At 47.4% G+C, this 20198-nt stretch carries 18 protein-coding genes; 3 read left to right on the top strand and 15 right to left on the bottom strand.

The annotated features are described in order from the left end of the window. Positions 1–36: 36 nt before the first annotated feature. Together D5S11_RS06520 and D5S11_RS06515 are read right to left on the bottom strand one after the other, a co-directional pair. Positions 37–771, bottom strand: coding sequence for a LytR/AlgR family response regulator transcription factor (locus D5S11_RS06520; RefSeq protein WP_007408091.1), 735 nt, complete (start codon positions 769–771; stop codon positions 37–39). Next, a complete protein-coding gene (locus D5S11_RS06515; protein WP_007408090.1) occupies positions 749–2530 on the bottom strand; it encodes a sensor histidine kinase in 1782 nt (593 codons plus the stop codon). The genes D5S11_RS06520 and D5S11_RS06515 overlap by 23 nt, the downstream gene beginning before the upstream one ends. A gap of 186 nt (positions 2531–2716) precedes the next feature. Here D5S11_RS06515 and D5S11_RS06510 point away from each other — a divergent pair, with 186 nt between their 5' ends. Further along, positions 2717–3511 carry an HAD family hydrolase gene (locus D5S11_RS06510; RefSeq protein ID WP_015240354.1) on the top strand — a complete coding sequence of 265 codons (795 nt, stop codon included), beginning with the start codon at positions 2717–2719 and terminating at the stop codon, positions 3509–3511. A 53-nt stretch (positions 3512–3564) separates the two neighbouring features. Here D5S11_RS06510 and thrS read toward each other — a convergent pair whose 3' ends face one another. The 9 genes from thrS to D5S11_RS06465 form a co-directional block, all read right to left on the bottom strand. Next, on the bottom strand, positions 3565–5496 hold the full coding sequence (gene thrS / locus D5S11_RS06505; protein ID WP_007613029.1) for a threonine--tRNA ligase: 1932 nt from the start codon (positions 5494–5496) through the stop codon (positions 3565–3567). A 409-nt stretch (positions 5497–5905) separates the two neighbouring features. Beyond that, entirely contained in the window at positions 5906–6736 is an 831-nt protein-coding gene (gene ytxC, locus D5S11_RS06500) for a putative sporulation protein YtxC (RefSeq protein ID WP_015240356.1), read from the bottom strand. 65 nt (positions 6737–6801) lie between these two features. Beyond that, entirely contained in the window at positions 6802–7443 is a 642-nt protein-coding gene (locus tag D5S11_RS06495; RefSeq protein ID WP_012118156.1) for a TVP38/TMEM64 family protein, read from the bottom strand. Between the two features lie 31 nt (positions 7444–7474). Beyond that, entirely contained in the window at positions 7475–8410 is a 936-nt protein-coding gene (gene dnaI, locus D5S11_RS06490; protein WP_012118157.1) for a primosomal protein DnaI, read from the bottom strand. Between the two features lie 24 nt (positions 8411–8434). Continuing rightward, a complete protein-coding gene (gene dnaB / locus D5S11_RS06485) occupies positions 8435–9844 on the bottom strand; it encodes a replicative helicase loading/DNA remodeling protein DnaB (protein ID WP_012118158.1) in 1410 nt (469 codons plus the stop codon). A gap of 111 nt (positions 9845–9955) precedes the next feature. Further along, the gene (gene nrdR, locus D5S11_RS06480; protein WP_003152473.1) at positions 9956–10414 is read right to left on the bottom strand and encodes a transcriptional regulator NrdR; all 459 of its coding nucleotides are present in this window, start codon (positions 10412–10414) and stop codon (positions 9956–9958) included. Positions 10415–10662: 248 nt separating this feature from the next. Beyond that, complete coding sequence (gene speD, locus D5S11_RS06475) at positions 10663–11043, bottom strand: adenosylmethionine decarboxylase (protein ID WP_003152471.1); 381 nt, start codon at positions 11041–11043, stop codon at positions 10663–10665. A 238-nt stretch (positions 11044–11281) separates the two neighbouring features. Continuing rightward, positions 11282–12304: a glyceraldehyde-3-phosphate dehydrogenase gene (locus tag D5S11_RS06470; protein ID WP_007408083.1), complete on the bottom strand. Its 1023-nt coding sequence runs from the start codon at positions 12302–12304 to the stop codon at positions 11282–11284. A gap of 207 nt (positions 12305–12511) precedes the next feature. After that, entirely contained in the window at positions 12512–12898 is a 387-nt protein-coding gene (locus D5S11_RS06465) for a winged helix-turn-helix transcriptional regulator (protein WP_003152469.1), read from the bottom strand. Between the two features lie 183 nt (positions 12899–13081). On the opposite strand from D5S11_RS06465, the gene D5S11_RS06460 reads away from it, so the two are divergent. Both D5S11_RS06460 and D5S11_RS06455 read left to right on the top strand, forming a co-directional pair. Continuing rightward, entirely contained in the window at positions 13082–14281 is a 1200-nt protein-coding gene (locus tag D5S11_RS06460; RefSeq protein WP_047936011.1) for an MFS transporter, read from the top strand. A 58-nt stretch (positions 14282–14339) separates the two neighbouring features. Beyond that, positions 14340–15182 (top strand): aldo/keto reductase, encoded by an 843-nt coding sequence (locus tag D5S11_RS06455; protein WP_007408081.1) that lies wholly within the window; start codon positions 14340–14342, stop codon positions 15180–15182. Between the two features lie 38 nt (positions 15183–15220). Here the strand turns inward: D5S11_RS06455 and coaE are convergent, their stop codons facing one another. From coaE to polA, 4 genes are all read right to left on the bottom strand, one after another. Beyond that, a complete protein-coding gene (gene coaE / locus D5S11_RS06450) occupies positions 15221–15814 on the bottom strand; it encodes a dephospho-CoA kinase (RefSeq protein WP_032871712.1) in 594 nt (197 codons plus the stop codon). Between the two features lie 15 nt (positions 15815–15829). Further along, positions 15830–16462 (bottom strand): sporulation membrane protein YtaF, encoded by a 633-nt coding sequence (gene ytaF / locus D5S11_RS06445; RefSeq protein WP_047936014.1) that lies wholly within the window; start codon positions 16460–16462, stop codon positions 15830–15832. A 136-nt stretch (positions 16463–16598) separates the two neighbouring features. After that, entirely contained in the window at positions 16599–17429 is an 831-nt protein-coding gene (gene mutM, locus D5S11_RS06440; RefSeq protein ID WP_021494431.1) for a DNA-formamidopyrimidine glycosylase, read from the bottom strand. 24 nt (positions 17430–17453) lie between these two features. Next, positions 17454–20093, bottom strand: coding sequence for a DNA polymerase I (gene polA / locus D5S11_RS06435; RefSeq protein ID WP_047936015.1), 2640 nt, complete (start codon positions 20091–20093; stop codon positions 17454–17456). Positions 20094–20198: the final 105 nt, after the last annotated feature.

Genomic DNA, 20198 nt, shown 5'->3' with positions numbered 1-20198 from the left:
AATGCAAGAAACGGCTGCTGAAATGCAAAAGCCGCCTCATATAATATGAAGCAGCTTTTTTAAGTCCTTGGCGTATGTACGGCTGACGGGAATTTTAGAGCCGTCTTTTAAGATAAGATTGTACGTCGAATTAAACCACGGATGAATTTCCGTAATATGCTCCGTATTCACGATGAACGCGCGGTGCACTCTCAAGAAACCCGTATCAGGCAGTTTTTTCTCAATGACCGCCAAAGTTTCATGAACGGAATAAGACGCGGCAAACGTTTTAACGGAAACGTGTCCGTCCTCCATGCCGGCGAAAATAATGTCCTTCGTATCTAAAATGACAATAGATTCACCGGCTGATACAGCCAGTTTATGCGCTCCGGCTGCGGACGGCTGCTCTGAGACGGCTCCTGCCCTGTCCCGCTTCACTCTTTTAAACTTTCTGATCGTCTGGCGCACTCTTTCTTCATCAAAAGGCTTCGTTAAATAATCGAGCGCGTCGACTTCAAAGGCTTTTAAAGCAAATTGGTCATACGCCGTCGCAAAAACGACGGCCGGCGGATTTTTCATGTTTTTCAGCCGTTTGGCAATGTCAAATCCGTTTTCTCCTGACAAATCAACGTCCAAAAACAGCAGATCCGGTTTTTGATCCATCATACTGTCAAAAGCGGATTCAATATTTTCAGCTTCGTTTATGTCACTTACTTCATTCGTCCGTTTCAGCAAATAAGCTAATTCATCTCTTGCCAGCATTTCATCATCAACGATTAACACCTTCAGCATGTTCTTCTCCTTTAGTCATCAGTTTCAAAGGCAGCTCAAATGATACGTCCGTACCTTTGCCGGCCTCACTTTCCAATCGCAGGGCTGCTTTGGGGCCGAACAGCCCGATCAGCCGTTGATTTAAATTGTAAAGCGCGGTTCCCGTCCCTTCTTTAGACGGCAGCGGACGGTTTCCGAGCACGGACAGCAATTCCGGATCAATTCCCCGCCCGTTATCTCCAACCCGCATTAAAACCGACTGACCGGCGGATACCACGCTGACATTGACGGCACAGCTGTCCTGCTTTCTTGAAAATGCATGGCGGAGCGCATTTTCGACGAGAATCTGCAGCACAAAAGGAGGAATTTCGATGTCCTCCAAACCGCGTTCGATTTCAAGACTGATTTTATATTTCCCGGGAAAACGGGCCTGCTCCAATGATAAATACGCCTGCAGATGGTTCAGTTCTTTAGAAAGCGGGATGAGCAGCTGCCTTGCCCCCTGCAGATTGGAACGGAAATAGACGCTCAGCTGCAGCAGAAGCTTTCGGGTTTTTTCCACATCCGTACGGCAAAGAGCAGAAATCGTATTGATCGCATTAAACAGAAAATGCGGATTGACCTGTGCCTGAAGCGCCTTTATTTCTGCGTCTTTCAGCAATTTGCTCTGCAGTTCCGCCTCGCCGAGTTCAAGCTGGGTGGAAAACAGCATGGCGAGTCCTTCTGCAAGCTCTTCTTCAACCCGGCTTAAACCTGACGGGCTTTTAAAGTACATTTTCAACGTCCCGATCGTTTTGCCGTTTGACGTCAGCGGCAATACGATCGCCGCATGCAGCGGACAGGGATCGTGCGTGCATTCAATTTCTTCCTTCGATGTCGCTTTCATAATATGACCCGTTTTAATGACACGTTTTGACAATCCGGTGATCAGGCTTTCAGACGGAATATGATGGTCGGCACCCGCGCCGACGTGCGCCAAAATCTTTTCGTTATCCGTAAGCGATACCGCGTCCGTTCCTGTTTGCCTGTGAATGATGGCGGCGACGCTTTTGCATGAGCTTTCATTCAGCCCCTGGCGGAAAAACGGAAGCGTCTGGTCTGCAATCATCAGCACCCTGTGGGTTTCAAGGGCTCTCGCCCGTTCTTCCTTCCGGATAATCGACTGAATGATCGAAAGAAAAATAAAAGTCCCTGACCCGTTTACCAATATCATCGGGATGCCGATGATGCTCACAAGCGTCCAAGCATCAGAAAACGGCTTGGCCATCAAGAGGATGAGCAGCATTTGCAGCGATTCCATCCCGAGTCCGACAAGCGCGGCCACCCGCGGTGTCGGCATCGCATAGCGTTTTCTGAAATACCGTCCGATCCAGCCGGACAAAATGCCCGCTAAAACGGATGAGACGGCACAGCTGACTGCGGTCGCGCCGCCGAGTGATAAACGATGCAGGCCGGCCAGTATGCCGACGCCGATCCCCACATACGGGCCGCCTAAGAGTCCGCCGATTTCAACGCCCATAATTCTTGTATTGGCAATTGAACCGGACGGATTAATTTGAAACACCCAGTCATTATTCATGATTGTATTCCGCTGAATTTCTATTCCCGTATAGTTGCTGATGATACTGAACAGCGAGAAAATTGAAATCAGCACCGCTTTGCCTTTATAGCTCTCAGGCTGCTGGAGCGCCTGTCTGAACAATCTGGTATGAGCCAGAACAAATCCCAATATGACGATAATTCCGACTCTTTCCAGCATCATGATGATCAAATGCAGCATACTTTTCACCTGTTCTTTCAAATTTAATTTTATCACGTTTTAGAGCCTGAGACAGAATCTGACACAAACCTGCCTGTTTTTTTCAAATCATCTGAAAACAAATCTTTCACAGTCTATATATCTATTGTAGAATAAACGGGAGCCTTGCGGCAGAGAGTTTCAGAATATAACAAAGAGGAGAAGATCATGAAAGCCGTATTTTTTGATTTGGACGATACACTGTTATGGGATGAAAAAAGCGTCAGAACAACATTCAGGGAAACATGTTTACAAGCGGAAAAAAAATATGGCCTTGACCCGCATACATTTGAAGATGCGGTTCGGAAAGCGGCACGGGAATTGTATATGTCATACGAAACCTATCCTTATACGGTCATGATCGGCATTAATCCGTTTGAAGGATTGTGGGCGAATTTTTCCGAGCCGGTCAGCGAAGGATTTAAACAGCTGAATCGGATTGCGCCGGAATACAGACGAAACGCCTGGACGAACGGCTTAAAAAGCGTCGGTATAGACGATGCGGCTTACGGCGAATATTTGGCGGAGTTTTTCGCGGCGGAACGCAGACAGCGTCCGTACGTGTATGATGAAACGTTTGCGGTGCTTGATAAGCTGAAAGGTGTTTATGAATTGCTTCTGCTGACAAACGGCGATCCCAGCCTGCAGAAAGAAAAACTCGCCGGCGTTCCTGAGCTTGCGCCTTATTTTAATGAAATCGTCATCTCAGGCGCTTTCGGAAAAGGGAAACCCGACGCCTCCATATTCGAACATTGCCTCGGCCTCCTGAACCTGAAAAAAGAAGACGCCATTATGGTCGGAGATAACCTCAATACTGATATATTGGGAGCGAAACGGGCAGGCATTACGACAGTCTGGGTAAACCGGACGCAAAAGAAAAATGATACGGACATTGCGCCTGATTACGTGATCAGCGATCTTCACGAGCTGTTTGCGATTATAGAGAAACAAAAAGAAAGATAATTTTATACGCAAAAAAACCCCATTCTGAATGAACGGGGTTTTTGTATTTCCGGTTATTTTTTCGCTTCGGCTACAGCCTTTTTCACAAAATCGTCCAATGAGACGGTTTCTGATTTCTGCTCGCCGTATTTCCGGACGTTTACCGCGCCGTTTTCCGCTTCTTGGTCACCGACCACAAGCATGTACGGGATTTTTTGCATTTGCGCTTCACGGATTTTATAGCCGATTTTCTCGTCCCGGCTGTCAAGCTCGACACGCAGGCCTTCACGCTGCAGGCGCTCCTGCACTTTTTTCGCATAGTCAAGATGCACGGACGGTGATACAGGAATGACTTGGAACTGCACCGGCGCAAGCCATGTCGGAAGGGCGCCTTTGTGCTCTTCGATTAAGAAAGCAACGAAACGCTCCATCGTTGACACGACACCGCGGTGAATAACGACAGGGCGGTGCTGTTTGCCGTCTTCTCCGACGTAAGTGAGATCAAAGCGTTCCGGAAGAAGGAAGTCAAGCTGTACAGTTGACAATGTCTCTTCTTTGCCGATCGCTGTTTTCACCTGTACGTCAAGCTTAGGGCCGTAAAACGCCGCTTCGCCTTCCGCTTCATAGTAGTCATGGCCGATTTCGTCCATTGCCGCCTTCAGCATGGATTGCGCTTTGTTCCACATCTCATCATCATCAAAATATTTTTCCGTATCTTCAGGATCGCGGTAAGACAGGCGGAATGTGTAATCACTCAGGCCGAAGTCTTCGTATACGTCTTGAATCAAACGGACCGTGCGGATGAATTCTTCTTTAATCTGGTCAGGGCGGACGAAAATGTGCGCGTCATTTAACGTCATGCCGCGTACGCGCTGAAGACCTGAAAGCGCCCCGGACATTTCATAACGATGCATCGTTCCCAGCTCTGCGATGCGGATCGGAAGCTCGCGGTAGCTGTGAATGTCCTGTTTGTAAATCATCATATGGTGAGGACAGTTCATCGGACGGAGCACGAGTGTTTCATTGTCCATTTCCATCGGCGGGAACATGCCTTCCTGATAATGTTCCCAGTGGCCCGATGTTTCGTACAGGTCTTTGCTTCCGAGAACAGGCGTATAGACGTGCTCATAACCGAGGCTCAGCTCTTTATCCACAATGTAGCGCTCGATCACGCGGCGGATGGTTGCGCCTTTCGGCAGCCAGAGCGGCAGGCCTTGTCCGACTTTTTGAGAGTTGGCGAACAATTTTAATTCTTTGCCCAGTTTTCGGTGGTCACGTTCTTTCGCTTCTTCAAGCATCCGCAAATGCTCTTTCAGGTCATCCTTTTTAAAGAAGGCCGTGCCGTAAATGCGCTGAAGCATTTGGTTTTTGCTGTCGCCGCGCCAGTATGCGCCCGCAAGGCTCAGTAGCTTAAATTCTTTAATTTTGCCTGTAGACGGCACGTGCACGCCGCGGCACAGGTCAAAAAATTCGCCCTGCTCATAAATGGAGACCGTTTCGTCTTCAGGGATGGCATCCAGCAGTTCAAGCTTCAGATTATCGCCGATTTCCGCAAACATGGCTTTTGCTTCATCACGGCTCACTTCTTTTCGGATAATCGGCAGATTTTCACCGACGATGCGTTTCATTTCTTTTTCAATCTTCGGAAGGTCATCCGGCGTCAGCGCCTGCTCCATTTCAACGTCATAATAGAACCCGTTTTCAATGACGGGGCCGACTCCGAATTTCACATCTTTATAAATGCGTTTAATCGCCTGGGCCAATAAATGCGCCGTGCTGTGCCGCATGATGTTCAAGCCTTCTTCTGTGCCTTCTGTAATGATTTCTACGGCACCATCCTCTTGAATCGGCGTTCTTAAATCAATTTCCTGTCCGTTCAGTTTTCCGGCTAAAGACTTTTTCTTTAATCCCGGACTGATGGATGCCGCGATATCTTCTGTTGTTGTTCCTTTCGGAAATTCCTTTACCGCTCCGTCCGGAAATGTGATGTTGATCATATCTGACATCTTCGTCACTCCTTTTTTTATGCAAATCAAAAACCCCGCCCCCTATGAAAGGGACGAGGTTAAATAAACGGAATCGTGGTTCCACCCTTTTTTCCGCGCGGCCGATTGTTTCGGCACCTGCGGCTCTAAACTCTGTAACGGGAGTTCCCGTCAGCTATTACTGGCGCTTCTTCCGGCGTTCACAGCTGAAGTTCAAAGGCGGTAAAGACAATGATCCATAGCTGGAAAGCTTTCAGCCTGGGCTCTCCTCTCTTATAAAGCCGGTATCAATGCTTCATGTCCTTATCAATACGTGTAGCAATCATTAATCTTTTATGTATTATAAAATGTCTGTGAGAAAAATGCAACTCGGTTTTCCGTCTGATTTCGCAAAGACAGCCTTGCCGCTTACACAAGGCCGTCCGTGCGGCTATCCTTCCGTCTTCTCGGCTGCAAATGCGCCCAGCGGAAAAAGGCGCACCCTCTCCTGAAACACGTTTTGAATCGTTCTGGACATCATATGCTCCGGTTTGTCCGTATACAGTTCTACCGTCTCAGGCGCAATGGAGATCAGCGGCGCAAGGAGATGGGAATCTATATACATCGGGTGCTCCCGCACAAACCGTCTGTCTATGTATTTTTTCTGTTCCCGTTCTGACAAATAGCGCAGCTCCCACAGCGTAAAAGCCCGGTCATGTACGATGCGGACTTTCTTCATCCGCGGCGGATTGGATGTCACATAATCTCTCAGAGACTGGATAAAGTTTTGATATTCCTGTTCCATCCGGTATTCATCTATCGCAGCCTCCGCGTATTCTCTGAGCCGCTCATAATACCTGCCGAGCCGGAACGTCTGAAACGAACGCACGGAAAAAACACCCGCATCAAGTGAAATCGTCCGGAGCGCATCTGAAATAAACTGTGTGCGCGGCTCTTTCTTCGGCTCGAACGGATGATCATCAAGCTCTCCTTCCATAATGCTGTGTGCAAGCTGAAGGATTTGCTGCTGTTCATCCTGATCGGTGAAGCAGTATGCGTCCTCAATAAGCGAAAGCATATGCTCGTCTTCTTTGCATTCCAAAAAAAACCTGACAAGTATCGGCTCAATAAAGCGCTGAACGCAAAAAGCCGTTTCAGACCTTGCGATTCCGACTTTTTTTATGCCTTCACGGACAATAAAATGTCTCCGGTCGTCCGATTGCTGAATGAGATGTAAAAAAGCGGCGGTATCGTGGTCATCTTCAAAGATCACTTCAAGCATATTTGTCCCCCCTTACGGCATCTGTTACAAGTATATGGGGGATGTTTTTAAAATAGACGTAAAGGTTAGCTTTCACCGCCGAACAAATGGCGCACCTTCTTTTTAAATATAACGGGAAGCGATAAAAATACGATGTAAAGACAGATCACGCCGAGTACGGTCAGCACATTGCCGGACATAAAGCTCGCGCCGAGCACATTCAGGACGATCGTCCCCGGAATGATGCCCGCTGCGGTCGCCAAAAAATACGTCATCGGCCTGACTTTCGATAGGCCCGCGGCATAGCTGATCACATCAAAGTTAACAGGCAGAATACGCAGGATAAAAATATAAAAGAAGCCATTGGTTTTCATCTGCTTTTGAATGGCTTCCATTTTTCCATGACGGCTTTTCTCATTAAAGGCAAACAGCCCCGCCGCAAAAAAAGACGCGGCGGCGGCGCCCATTGAGCCCGCCAGCGTATACACGGTGCCGAAAAGCGGGCCGAACGCCAATCCTCCGGCGACGGAAACGATTGATACGGGAAACAGCACAAAAGGCCTGACGATGGAAATTCCGATAAACACAAGCGGCGCAAAAACACCGAACGATAACACCCACAGCCGGATCTCCTTAGGCGACAGATTCAGATATTTGCGGTTTGCCCACAGCAAAAGGCCCGCTCCCGCCGCAGCCGCAGCCCAAGTGACAGCCTTCTTATTCCTCATTCCCTCAAATCCTTCCCATTGGACGCCGGCATCATGAACGGCGGCGGTTTTCCCCGTCAAGACGGACGGGCGAAGCCAAATATAAAATCCGCTCCATCAGTCTTGCCGCTTTTACTTCTTCCTTTTCTCCCCGCTGTGAATACGTAAAATGATGCTTCAGCTCGTCTGGTGAAAAATTAGACGAGAAGAAAGTGGGAAGCTGCTGGCTCATTCTGTGCTGAAGCACGGTGCCGATGACTTCATCTCTGACCCAGCTTGTCATTGATTCCGCTCCGATGTCATCAAGCATCAGTACGGGCGTCGTTTTCACCATATTCAGTTTCGCCTCCAACGACTGATCCTGGAGCGAGTTTTTCAGCTCTCTGACAAATTCGGGAACATATACAATCATTGATGAATACTCTTTTTCCGCCAGTTCGTTAGCAATGGCGGCTAAAATAAATGTCTTTCCGATTCCGAATTTTCCGTACAGATACAGCCCTTTGCCTTTTCCCGTTTCATTATAGCTCTTCAGAAAATCCGTCACATGCTGGAAAATGCCGACTCTGCTCGGATCGGTAATGTCGATCTGCTGAAACGTCGCGCCGAGAAGATCCTGCTGGATATACATGCTCTTCATCAGGGACTTTTGCCTTTTCTGACGGTCGAGCTTTCTCTTTTCCGGACATTCGTAATATTCAATATCGATGGAACGCCCGTTGATCACAAGCTTCGGATGATAGCCTTCAAGCAGGCTGTTCGTCCGGCTGTCTTTCGAGCAGAAGGCGCACTGTTTGCTTTGCTGAACGAATTCGTACAGTTTATTTAACCCTCTGTCAATCATGCTTTGATTGATTACATCTTTCTGTTCCTTCAAAAAAGCCTGGACGTCTTCGTCGGCCATGACTTGCTGCTGCATTCGTTCCAGGCGTTTTTGAAAGTCAGGTCTTTTCGTCACGCCTTCTAAGGATCGGCTGATCGGTTCCATTCAATATCACCCCGCTTCTCTGTCTCAATAGGCAGAGTATTTTTTCAGTTTTTTCATTTCTTCCATCATTTTTTTCTTCTGTTCTTCAAGATCCTGCGCGGAAAGAGCCGGCTGTTCTTGTTTCTTCCCGGTTTCTTCTTCTTTCATCCAATCAGGGCGCTTTTCTTCCCGGACGGTTTTTTTGCCGCGCGCCGCGCCGTTTGTTTTGCCGTCCGCCCAATCAAGATATTGCCTGTGCTCTTCTATTGCGAGTTTCATTGCTTCCCGTACCGTTTTGACTTTTTTTCTGGCCCAGTGGGCGGCGATTTTTTGGATATAGTTTTTAGACAGCTTCATATCCGTTTTCAGCATGACATAATAAATCAGCACATTGGTGACGCCGGGCTCAAGCTTTTGTTCGAACATAATATCGGCGATAATCTGCAAGTCGGCTTTTGACGGCTCGGTCCCGTCCGCAATGTCCTGAAGAAGCTTTCTCGGTGATATGGTCTCAAGCTGTGCGATGAGTTCGCCGTTCAATGAATCGTCCTTTTCCGTCCGGTTTTCTCTCAAGGTGACAGGCTGTGTTTTATCAATCAGTTCCGGAAGCTTACCGCTTCTTTCAATTTGGTACCAGTCGCTGGCCGCTTTCCTCAGCGCTTCGGCCGTTATCGTATCCTGTTCATTAATTGCGGTCATGACGACGTGCTGCATGGAGATAGGATCTATTCCGTATAAATATGAAAGCTTTTTAATGCTCTCCCGCACGTCCTGCGTGATTGATTTACGCGGTATCATCGTTTCTGACAGTCCCGCCATGAAAAGCTCAAAATCAAATACTTCCTCCGTCACCGTATAGGAAGGCGCTTGTCCGACAGACGCCGTCTCATAGTCCTCGGGGAGCTTCATCGCCTCTTCCATATCAGGCGTCATTTTCCATTCACTCGGCTGAAAAGAGGCAAAAGCGTGATTAAACGGACGGGTAATTTCCCTTGCGCCCGCGCCGACGGAAGGGTGCGTGTAAAATTGTCTCAGCTGCTGGTATTTCGTTTTACCGACTCTGTTATAAAGAAAGACATTCAGCATGCCGTCTTCAAAAAAATCATTCGGTCTGAGCGGGGGCAGCAGCTCATAAATAAACATCCGCTCTTTCTGCTCGGACTCCCGGATATACACTTTCAGCAGCCCGATTCCTTCAAGCTTTCCCTGTTCATGATGAATCTTTTTTAAATTTGACTGCATCATGCCCATCAGCTGCCTGTGCGTGGATTCCGCTCCCCACAAGCGGTTCTGCTCAAGCTCCCCCCATAAGGTCATATAAAGGGAGAATGCAAAAGAACCGATCAGCGGCTGGTACAGATGTGTCAAAACCTGTCTGTCGACATCCTGAAGAAGCGAACGGCTTTTGACCGTATAAGGATCTACAGGCAATACGTCATTCCAATAGTCAGCCATGATTCTCAAACCTTCCGATATGTTTCTACTCTCATTTTACACCGTTTCTGCGATCTATCAAATGCCAATTTTGCTCATGAGAAAAGAGCCAGACACAATCTCTTAGCTCTCTCAGCGTTCTTTCTTTATTAAATCTTTCAATTCATCGATAAACACGTTTATATCCTTAAACTGCCGGTAGACGGAGGCAAAGCGGACATAAGACACCTCATCGATTTTCGCCAGACGGTCCATTACCATTTCTCCGACAAGTTCGCTTTTGACTTCAGATACACCTTGGTTTCTCAGCTCTTTTTCAATGTCAAAGCACATGTCTTCCAATGTTTTTAAAGGAACGGGCCTTTTTTCACAAGCTTTAATTAACCCGCGCAGCATTTTTTCACGGCTGAATTCTTCCCGGACGCCTTCTTTTTTCACGACGATCAGAGGCATCTCTTCAAACTTCTCAAATGTAGTGAAGCGGTAATGGCAGGCTTCGCATTCCCGCCTTCTGCGGATTGATTTCCCTTCGTCCGCAGGCCGTGAATCAAGTACGCGGGAACCGTTGTGCTGGCATGAAGGACATTTCAAATTGGATCAGCTCCCATCTGTTTCGTTGCTGTAATGCGGTTCGCAAGCTTCCGGTAAATGCCCGCCAACGTTTCTAGGATGAGCCTATTTGTTGGGAGAGCCGATAGACCGGCCTTATCTTTTCTATTTTACAAAAAAAATGCTTAAAGAAAAAGCAATGCTGTTTTTTTACATTAGAAAAGGAGCATCAGCTTCAAAGCGCGTAATGGCTTTTTCAGCTTAGCTCCCTTGTGTTTGCGTTTTGAAAATTACAGTACTTTCGCTTGTGCCTGTTTAATCTGTACAGGCCCCATTCCTCTCGGTATTTCAATGTTTTCTCTTGTATCTGCATGTAATGCGTCCGCAATGTAATCCGCAGCCACATTAGGATCCAGGTCTCCACAAGTATAAACATCAATGCTTGCATATCCGTGTTCAGGAAAACTGTGAATCGTTAAATGTGACTCAGAGATAATAACGACTCCGCTTACGCCTTGCGGTGCAAATTTGTGAAATGCGACCTCGCGCACCTCAGCTCCTGATTTCAAAGCAGCATTTACAAACGTTTTTTCAATAAAATCCATGTCATTGAGCTTATCAAAATCGCATCCCCACAGCTCGGAGATGACGTGACGCCCCATTGTTTCCATAATCATGGACCCCCCTTAACAAGAATTAAAAAAGTGAATTTCCGAGAACTGACCCGGCCATTTACCACGGGGGAAAGTTAGTCCGGAGAGGTCCTAACCCTTTAAGTAATTCCGAAGCAGTCACGAGCAAGAAGTTCACGAAAGATAGTATACTGTGTTTAAGTTTATTTTGCAAGGTGTGTTTTTTGCGAATATGCCGTTAAGGGTTTTTTTCTAACAAATGTCCATGATCTTTAGTCTACACAGCTGACGGGTGTTTCATTCGCGCGGCGACGTGACGGATTAGATCAACGACCCGGCAGGAATATCCCCATTCATTGTCATACCAGGCGAGCACCTTTACTTTTCGGTCTTCCATCACCATCGTTGTCAGACCGTCGATGATCGCAGAGTGTGAATTCGTATTATAATCCGAAGAAACGAGCGGCTCATCCGAATAATCAAGAATTCCGTACATCGACGTTTTTGCGGCTCTTTGGAAAGCGGCGTTCACTTGCTCGGCCGACACATCTGTTTTCAGATCGCAGACAAGGTCCACTAATGACACATTCGGAACGGGAACACGCAAAGCGAGACCGTGAAGTTTTCCTTTCAAATGAGGCAGCACGAGCGACAGCGCTTTGGCGGCGCCAGTAGAAGTCGGAATGATGGATTCTCCGCACGCTCTCGCCCTCCGCAGATCTTTATGCGGATTGTCGATATTTTTTTGATCATTCGTGTAAGCGTGAACAGTCGTCATCAGGCCGCTTTCAATCCCGAATTCCTGATCAAGCACTTTGACGACTGGCGCAAGACAGTTTGTCGTGCAGGATGCATTTGAAATAATGACATGTTCATCGGGATTGAACTGCTCTTCATTTACTCCCATGACAATGGTAACGTCTTCATTTTTGCCCGGAGCCGTTAAAATGACTTTTTTCGCCCCTGCTTCAATATGGCTCATCGCTTTTTCTTTTGAATTAAATTTCCCCGTTGCCTCTACGACGATGTCTATTCCGCATTCTTTCCACGGAAGCTCTCTCGGGTCCCGGCGGTTGAACAGCATAATATGTTTTCCGTTGACGATCAGGCTGTCGTCGGAGGTCTCAACTTCTTGATCATATTTGCCGTGAATTGTGTCATACTTTATCAAATGAGCAAGCGTTTCCGGGGGATAGCTTGCATTAATGGCTGTTATTTGAATTTGATCATCTTCCATTGCTTTTCTGAACACCATTCTTCCGATTCTTCCAAACCCGTTGATTGCTACTTTTACCTTCATGCTCAGGTCACCCCTTTTTAATATGCCACTCTAATTTACCTTTATTTATATATAGTATAACACATTAAAAGAAATCCGCCAGTACAACTTGATAAAAATCCACCCTTATACCGATCAATATGTTGTTCAATCGGTTTTTTTGCATATAAAATGATCTTTCTTCCATAAAAAAAGCAGGATCAGCGTCTCAGGCTGCCTGCTTTTTTCTTATATTTGTCCCGGTTCTTTAAATTTGTCATTTAAAATGCTGTCCTCTAAAACGGAAGACACCTCGCCGTACCGTTTAGCAATATGCATCGCGCCCCAGTCGCACAGCGCGTTTAAAATTCTTTCCAGACTGTGCCCGTATTCACTCAGCTCGTATTCCACTTTCGGCGGCACCTGATTGTACACGATCCGGTTGATGACGCCGTCAGCTTCCAGCTCCCGCAATTGCTGTGTCAGCATCTTCTGGGTGATGTCCGGCATAAGCCGCTTCAATTCGCTTGTCCGTTTTTTCCCGCGCATGAGGTGGCAGAGGATCACACACTTCCATTTTCCGCCGATCACTTCAAGCGCCGCCTCTACGGATATATTGTATTTTTTCTTCAGCAACGGTAATTCCTCCTCATCTATAGGAACTAAAAAGTGCCTATGGCACTTAAAAGTACGTTCTTTTCAATGACACTTCTATCGATCATAATGACATTTGCCGGCTGAAAAGGAATGTACTCTTATACTTATATCGTTTACCCGGCATCATTTCAACCATACATTATCGTTCAAGGAGGAAAACAGATGTCTTCACATCGCCAAAGCTATTTACCAGCGCTGCTGGCATTAGCCGTCAGCGCTTTTGCGATCGGCACAACCGAATTTATCAGCGTCGGGCTGCTGCCGCTTATATCTCAAGATCTGCATATACCTGTGACAACGGCGGGACTTACCGTTTCCATGTATGCTCTGGGCGTGACATTCGGCGCGCCGGTTTTAACGTCTCTCACATCCGGCATGTCGCGGAAAACGCTGCTTCTCTGGGTGATGTTAATTTTTATCGCCGGAAATACACTCGCAGCGAGCGCTTCCTCAATCGGCATATTACTGGCGGCACGGGTTATTTCGGCTTTTTCCCACGGCATTTTCATGTCAATCGGGGCAACAATCGCCGCCAATATCGTGCCGGAGCATAAAAGAGCAAGCGCGATTTCCATTATGTTTACGGGGCTGACGGTGGCTACGGTGACCGGCGTTCCGTTCGGCACCTATCTCGGCCAGCAATTCGGATGGAGGATTGCATTTGCCGTGATTGTGGCGGTAGGAATCATCGCATTCCTCACAAACGCGCTTCTCGTTCCGTCACATTTGCGCAAAGGGACGAAAACCGCATTTGCCGAGCAGGTCAAACTCGTCACAAACGGCCGGTTATTGCTTTTATTTATGATTACGGCGTTAGGCTACGGCGGAACGTTTGTCGTGTTTACGTATTTATCCCCGCTTCTTCAGGAGGTAACCGGTTTTCAGAAAGAAACCGTCGCGGCCATCCTGCTCGTTTACGGAATTGCGATTGCCATCGGAAACATGATTGGCGGCCGTTTATCAAACCGAAATCCGCTGAAAGCCTTGTTTTATATGTTCATTGTCCAGGCGGCTGTGCTGTTTGTTCTGACTTTTACCGCGCCGTTTAAAACAGCCGGGCTGATCACCATTATTTTCATGGGGCTGTTGGCGTTTATGAATGTGCCGGGGCTTCAGGTATATGTCGTGATGCTGAGTGAACGTTTTGCGCCAAGCGCCGTTGATACAGCATCAGCCTTAAATATCGCGGCATTTAATGCCGGGATCGCGATCGGCTCGTTTGCCGGCGGAATCATTACAGACTCAATCGGAATCATTCATACCGCTTGGATCGGGGCGCTGATGGTGCTCAGCGCGGTCGTATTAACCGGATGGAGCAGGAAGCTTGAAAAGCGGGATCGCACTGCCCTTGAAAGGAGGTGAGTTTTTCTTCAGCGCATTTTGATTGTTTCAACAGACAACTAATAGGAGGAATATATACATGACAACACATTTACAAGCAAAAGCAACATTGCATAACGGAGTAGAAATGCCTTGGTTCGGCATCGGAGTTTTCAAAGTAGAGGAAGGCGCGGAACTCGTCAACGCGGTGAAAACGGCATTGGTGCACGGCTATCGTAGCGTTGATACCGCCGCGATTTACGGAAATGAAGAAGGTGTCGGCGAAGGCATCCGCCAAGGGCTGCAAGAAGCGGGATTAAAACGTGAAGACATTTTTGTCACGTCAAAAGTGTGGAATGCCGATTTAGGATATGAAGAAACGTTAAAAGCGTTTGACACAAGCTTAGAAAAACTCGGTTTAGATTATTTGGATTTATATTTGATCCATTGGCCTGTCGAAGGAAAGTACATCGATGCGTGGCGGGCGCTCGAAACCCTCTACAGGGATGGACGCATTAAGGCGATCGGGGTCAGCAATTTCCAAATTCACCATCTGAAACATCTCATGAAAGAGACGGAAATCAAGCCGATGATCAACCAGGTGGAGTACCATCCTCGTCTGACACAGAAAGAACTGCTTGCTTTCTGCACTGAACAAGGCATTCAGCTTGAAGCGTGGTCGCCATTGATGCAAGGTCAGCTGCTTGATCACACCGTCTTACAGGAAATCGCTGAGAAGTACGGCAAATCAGCCGCCCAAGTGATTTTGCGCTGGGATTTGCAAAACGGTGTCATCACCATTCCGAAATCAACGAAAAAACACCGTATTGAAGAAAATGCAAATGTCTTTGATTTCGAACTGTCAGCTGACGATATGAAGCGGATTGATGATCTGAACGAAAATCTCCGTGTCGGTCCTGATCCTGACAATTTTGATTTTTAACCAGAAAAACACCGTTCGGCTTTCCGAACGGTGTTTGTTTATGCCCAGCCGCTCAATACTTCCTCAAGCTGGTGCTTTGTATATTCAAGACTGCCGCTGTTATCAATGACGGCGTCAGCTTTTTTTGTTTTATCCGCTAAAGGCATTTGCGACGTTATCCGGCTCATCGCTTCTTCTTCTGTAAGGGAATTCCGCTCTATCAGCCGTTTAAGCTGAATGTCTGCCGGTACGGTGACGACGAGCACCTTGCCGACAAGATAATCAAGCCCGCTTTCATACAAAAGCGGTATATCCAAAACGACGAACTGCTCTTTTCGCGCAACGGCTTCATCCCGCTGTTTCAGCATTTCCGCACGCACCGCCGGATGAACGATCTGATTCAGCTTCAGACGCTTCTGTTCGTCAGTGAAAACGATAGAACCGAGTTTTTTTCTGTCAATATCGCCATTTTCCAGCAGGATGTCTTTTCCGAATGCTTCCACAATTTGTCCGTAAGCCGGCATTCCTTTTTCCACCGCCTGTTTTGCGATGGCATCCGCATCAATGACTGTTATTTTTTTGTCGATCAGCATACGCGCTACCGTGCTTTTGCCGCTTGCGATGCCTCCCGTTAAACCGATGACCAAGCTCAAAAAGCCCACTCCTTCTTACATTTTCCAAATCCCGATGATAATCAGCAGGACTCCCGGCAAAAATGTCATTTTATCTATCCAATTCCATCTTGAAAGCAAATGCCCCGCATTTATGCCGAGTGAAACAAACAGCGAGCTCATCAGCCCGACAGTCACGCTCATCATAACCGGAGAAAAGCCGAGAATGGCCGCTCCCAGCCCGGCGCCAAACGCGTCAATGGATAAGGCGATACCGAGCAGAAACGCCTCGACTCCATTAATGGTTCCGGATTGATCAATATCGGCGCTGGTCGGTTTTTTCAAAATATGAATGACGATGCCGAGCGATTTCACTTCAAGATTAAGTAACGTTTTTTCATGCAATAAGTAATCCGGCTCTTTAGCCGGTTTGAAAAATTGCCAGATGACCCATGCCCCGATTCCGATTAAGATCAGTCCGCCCAGTTTCTCCGTGACGGATACGGGAAAAATCTTTGTCAGAAAATGGCCGATCAGCATGGATATAAACATCACAGAGGCTGAACAGCAAGCGATCACGGCAATCGCTTTGAACGGGATTTTCATTTTTCTCAAACCATACGTAAACCCGACTGAAAAACTGTCCAAGCTGACAGCAAAAGCCAAAAGCAGCAAAGAAACAATCTCCATATCCGTTTCTCCCTTTCTCTTGATCGGCAATTGTGACATATGCCTATTGGGTGAATCACAATATATATATGGAGAAAGGTCATCAACTGTGTTAGAAAAAAGTCATTCTGCTGCCGCCTGCTTGAACCGCTTCAGTTTATGATTTTTTTTGGCAGCGGGCGCAAAAATGCGTACCCCTTCCGCCGACCACGATTTTAGAAATCATCGTGCCGCACGATTTGCACGGTTCATCCTTTTTGCCGTATACGTAATGTTTGAGCTGAAACATTCCAATTTCCCCTTGAGAATTGATATAAGACCGGACGGTGCTCCCGCCCGCGTCAATCGCTTCCTGAAGGGTGTCTTTAATTTCTGTATGAAGCGTTTTTATCTGCCCGTCTGACAGACTGTTCGCTTTTGTCTCTGGATGAATACGCGCCCGGAATAAAGCTTCATCGACATAAATATTGCCGAGGCCGACGACCGCTTTTTGGTCGAGCAGGGCTGTTTTCACCGCGCGGTTCGTTTTTGCAAGCCGCTCTTTTAAATAAGCAGCGGTAAATGCTTCATCATCGGGTTCGGGCCCGAGCTGTGAAAGCGGTAATGCATTCTGTTCCTCTCCCGGCGCAAACAAATGCATCGTGCCGAATTTCCGGACATCCCGGTAGCGGAGCTGTGTTCCGTCCGTCATGTGAAACACGACGTGCACATGTTTATCGTCAGGCTCATCGGCCTGATGAAGACCGTATTTCCCCTCCATCCGCAGGTGGGACACCATGACATAATGATCCAGATGGAAAAGCAAAAACTTTCCCCTTCTTCCGATGGATCGGATTGTTTCTCCTGCAATCTGCCGCGCGAATTCCTCCGGCTCGGCGGGTTTTTTGATGATATTCGGCCATCTGATATCCGCCGATTCAATCGTTTTCCCCTTCACAAGACCGGTCAGAGTGCGCCGGACCGTTTCAACTTCTGGTAATTCCGGCACAATCATCACTTCCTTTTTCTCTGTTTATTTTGCATCGTACCAAGACGGCCCTGAAGCATAATCCGCCTTCAGCGGCACGTCTAATGCCAAAGCATGCTCCATCACTTCAGGAACCAGCTTCTCTAATATTTCAATTTCTTCCTTAGGCGCTTCAAAAATCAATTCATCGTGCACCTGAAGCAGCAGTCGCGCCTTCAGGTTTTTTTCTTTCAGCTCAGCTGCCATGTCAATCATGGCTTTTTTAATAATATCGGCGGCGCTTCCCTGAATCGGCGTATTCATGGCCGTCCGTTCCGCAAAGCTCCGCAGGTTGAAGTTGCGGCTGGTCAGCTCAGGAATATAGCGGCGGCGCTGCATAAGGGTCGTGACATATCCTTTTTGCTTCGCTTCCTGCACCGATTCTTCCATATACGCCTTAACGCCCGGGAAGCTCTCCAAATAGCGGTCTATAAAAGCGCCCGCTTCTTTCCGGGTGATGCCGAGGTTTTGTGACAGCCCGTAATCACTGATGCCGTAAACAATGCCGAAATTGACGGCCTTTGCCTGGCGGCGCATCGCTTGTGTCACTTCATCTTCACTGACATGAAACACGTCCATGGCGGTTTTTGTGTGAATGTCCATGTCATTCGTAAACGCTTCGATCAGATTTTCATCTTTTGAAATATGCGCAAGCACCCTTAATTCAATTTGTGAATAATCGGCGGCGAAAATAAGCCAGTCCGGTTCGGACGGTACGAAAGCCTGACGGATTTTCCGCCCTTCCTCCAGCCGGATCGGAATATTTTGCAGGTTCGGATCCGTTGAGCTGAGGCGTCCGGTTTGAGTCAATGCCTGATTGAATCGTGTATGCACCTTATGAGAATCCTTGCGCGTGACCTTCAGCAGCCCTTCAATATAAGTCGATTGGAGTTTGCCGATTTGTCTGTATTGCAGAATGTGCGCGACGATATCATGTTTGTCTGCGAGCTTCTCAAGCACATCGGCTGAAGTGGAATAGCCTGTTTTTGTTTTCTTTACTGGCGGCAGGCCGAGCTTTTCAAACAGAATGACGCCGAGCTGTTTTGGTGAATTGATGTTAAACGGCTCACCGGCGATGTCATGGATTTTTTCTTCATATTCTTTCAGCTTTGCCTTGAGCTCTTCGCCCATTCGCTTCAGTCTTTCAACATCCACTTTGACGCCCATTGATTCCATTTCTCCGAGAATTAGCGCAAGCGGGAGTTCGAGATCTTCATATAATTCAAGCTGATTATTTTCTTCCAGCGCGTGCAGCAGTTTGTCACGGAGGCTGTTAACGGCAGACGCTTTCCGCGCGAGATGATCGGCAAGCTCTTTTTCAGCCGGAACGGCGCGCTTTGCGCCTTTTCCGTAGACCGCTTCATCTTTTGAAACGATATTCAGCCCGTATTCTTTCGCTACGCTCGCGACATCGTCGTACGAATTGCCCGGGTTTATAATGTAGGCAGCAAGAAGCGCGTCAAATTCCGTTCCCTTCAGCTCAATTCCCTGCCAGCGCAAAGCGACGACGGAACGTTTGCTGTCGAACACCCACTTTTTCATCGATTCATCTTCAGCCCAAGATTTAAAAGCTTCAGACTGAATGGCGATTTCTTTCGGAATATAATAAAGACCTGTTTCATTCACGATGGAAAAGCCGAGGATCGGTTCTTCGTGATAGTTATCACCGATTTGTTCGACGACCAAAGCGGACGGCGAAACGAGCATATCTTCGGTGATTTCTTCTGCCATTTCGACATTGATGTCTTCAAAATTTTCTTCCGCCGTTTCCCCGCTTTCTTCACCGAGCCGCTCAAGAAGCGTATTAAAACCCAGGTCTTTAAAAATGGCAACAACTTGTTCACGGTCAAACCCTTGGTAACCTAAATCTTCGGGCTTGACTTCAATCGGCGCATTTGTCATAATCGTCGCCAGCTCTTTGCTCATCAGGGCTTGTTCCTTGTATTCTTCAAGCTTTTCTTTTAATTTTTTTCCGCTGACTTCATCAATGGAATCAAGCAGTTTCTCAACCGAATGGAACTGCTTTAAGAGCTTAATCGCGGTTTTTTCTCCGACGCCGGGGACGCCCGGTATGTTATCGGATGAATCCCCCATTAATCCCTTCATATCAATGATTTGCAAAGGGGTCAGACCGTACTTTTCTTGCACGTGCTCCGGCGTGTAATCTTCCACGTCAGTAATGCCTTTTCTCGTAATGGCAACGGTCGTTTTCCCGGTTGCAAGCTGGGTTAAGTCCTTGTCCCCCGAAACTACCTTTACTTCGAAGCCTTCTTTTTCAGCAGATACAGCAAGGGTGCCGATAATATCGTCCGCTTCATATTCAGGAAGCTCGTAGCGGCTGATGTTATAGGCATCAAGGAGCTCGCGGATGAACGGCATCTGTTCTGAAAGCTCCGGCGGCGTTTTTTGTCTTCCGCCTTTATATTCTTTAAACGTGCTGTGGCGGAAAGTGGTTTTCCCCGCATCAAAAGCCACCAGCATGTGGGTCGGCTTTTCATCTTCCAGCATTTTCATTAAAATCATCGCAAACCCGTATACGGCATTTGTATGGATGCCTTTTTCATTGCTTAAAAGCGGCAATGCAAAAAACGCTCGGTACGCCAGACTGTTTCCGTCGACAAGCACTAATTTTTTTCGTTCCGTCATTCAATATCCTCCTAAGAGCAAAAGCTCGTCATTCCTCTATTTTTTAATCTCACAGCTTCTCTTATTTTAACAAAGTTCAATTTGAAAGGAAAATGAGCGAACCCC

Origin of the sequence: Bacillus sp. L75, assembly GCF_003676355.1 — a bacterium.
Lineage (GTDB): Bacteria > Bacillota > Bacilli > Bacillales > Bacillaceae > Bacillus > Bacillus velezensis.
The sequence above is the reverse complement of the archived record's forward strand: the minus strand, read 5'-3'. Positions and strand labels throughout refer to the sequence as shown.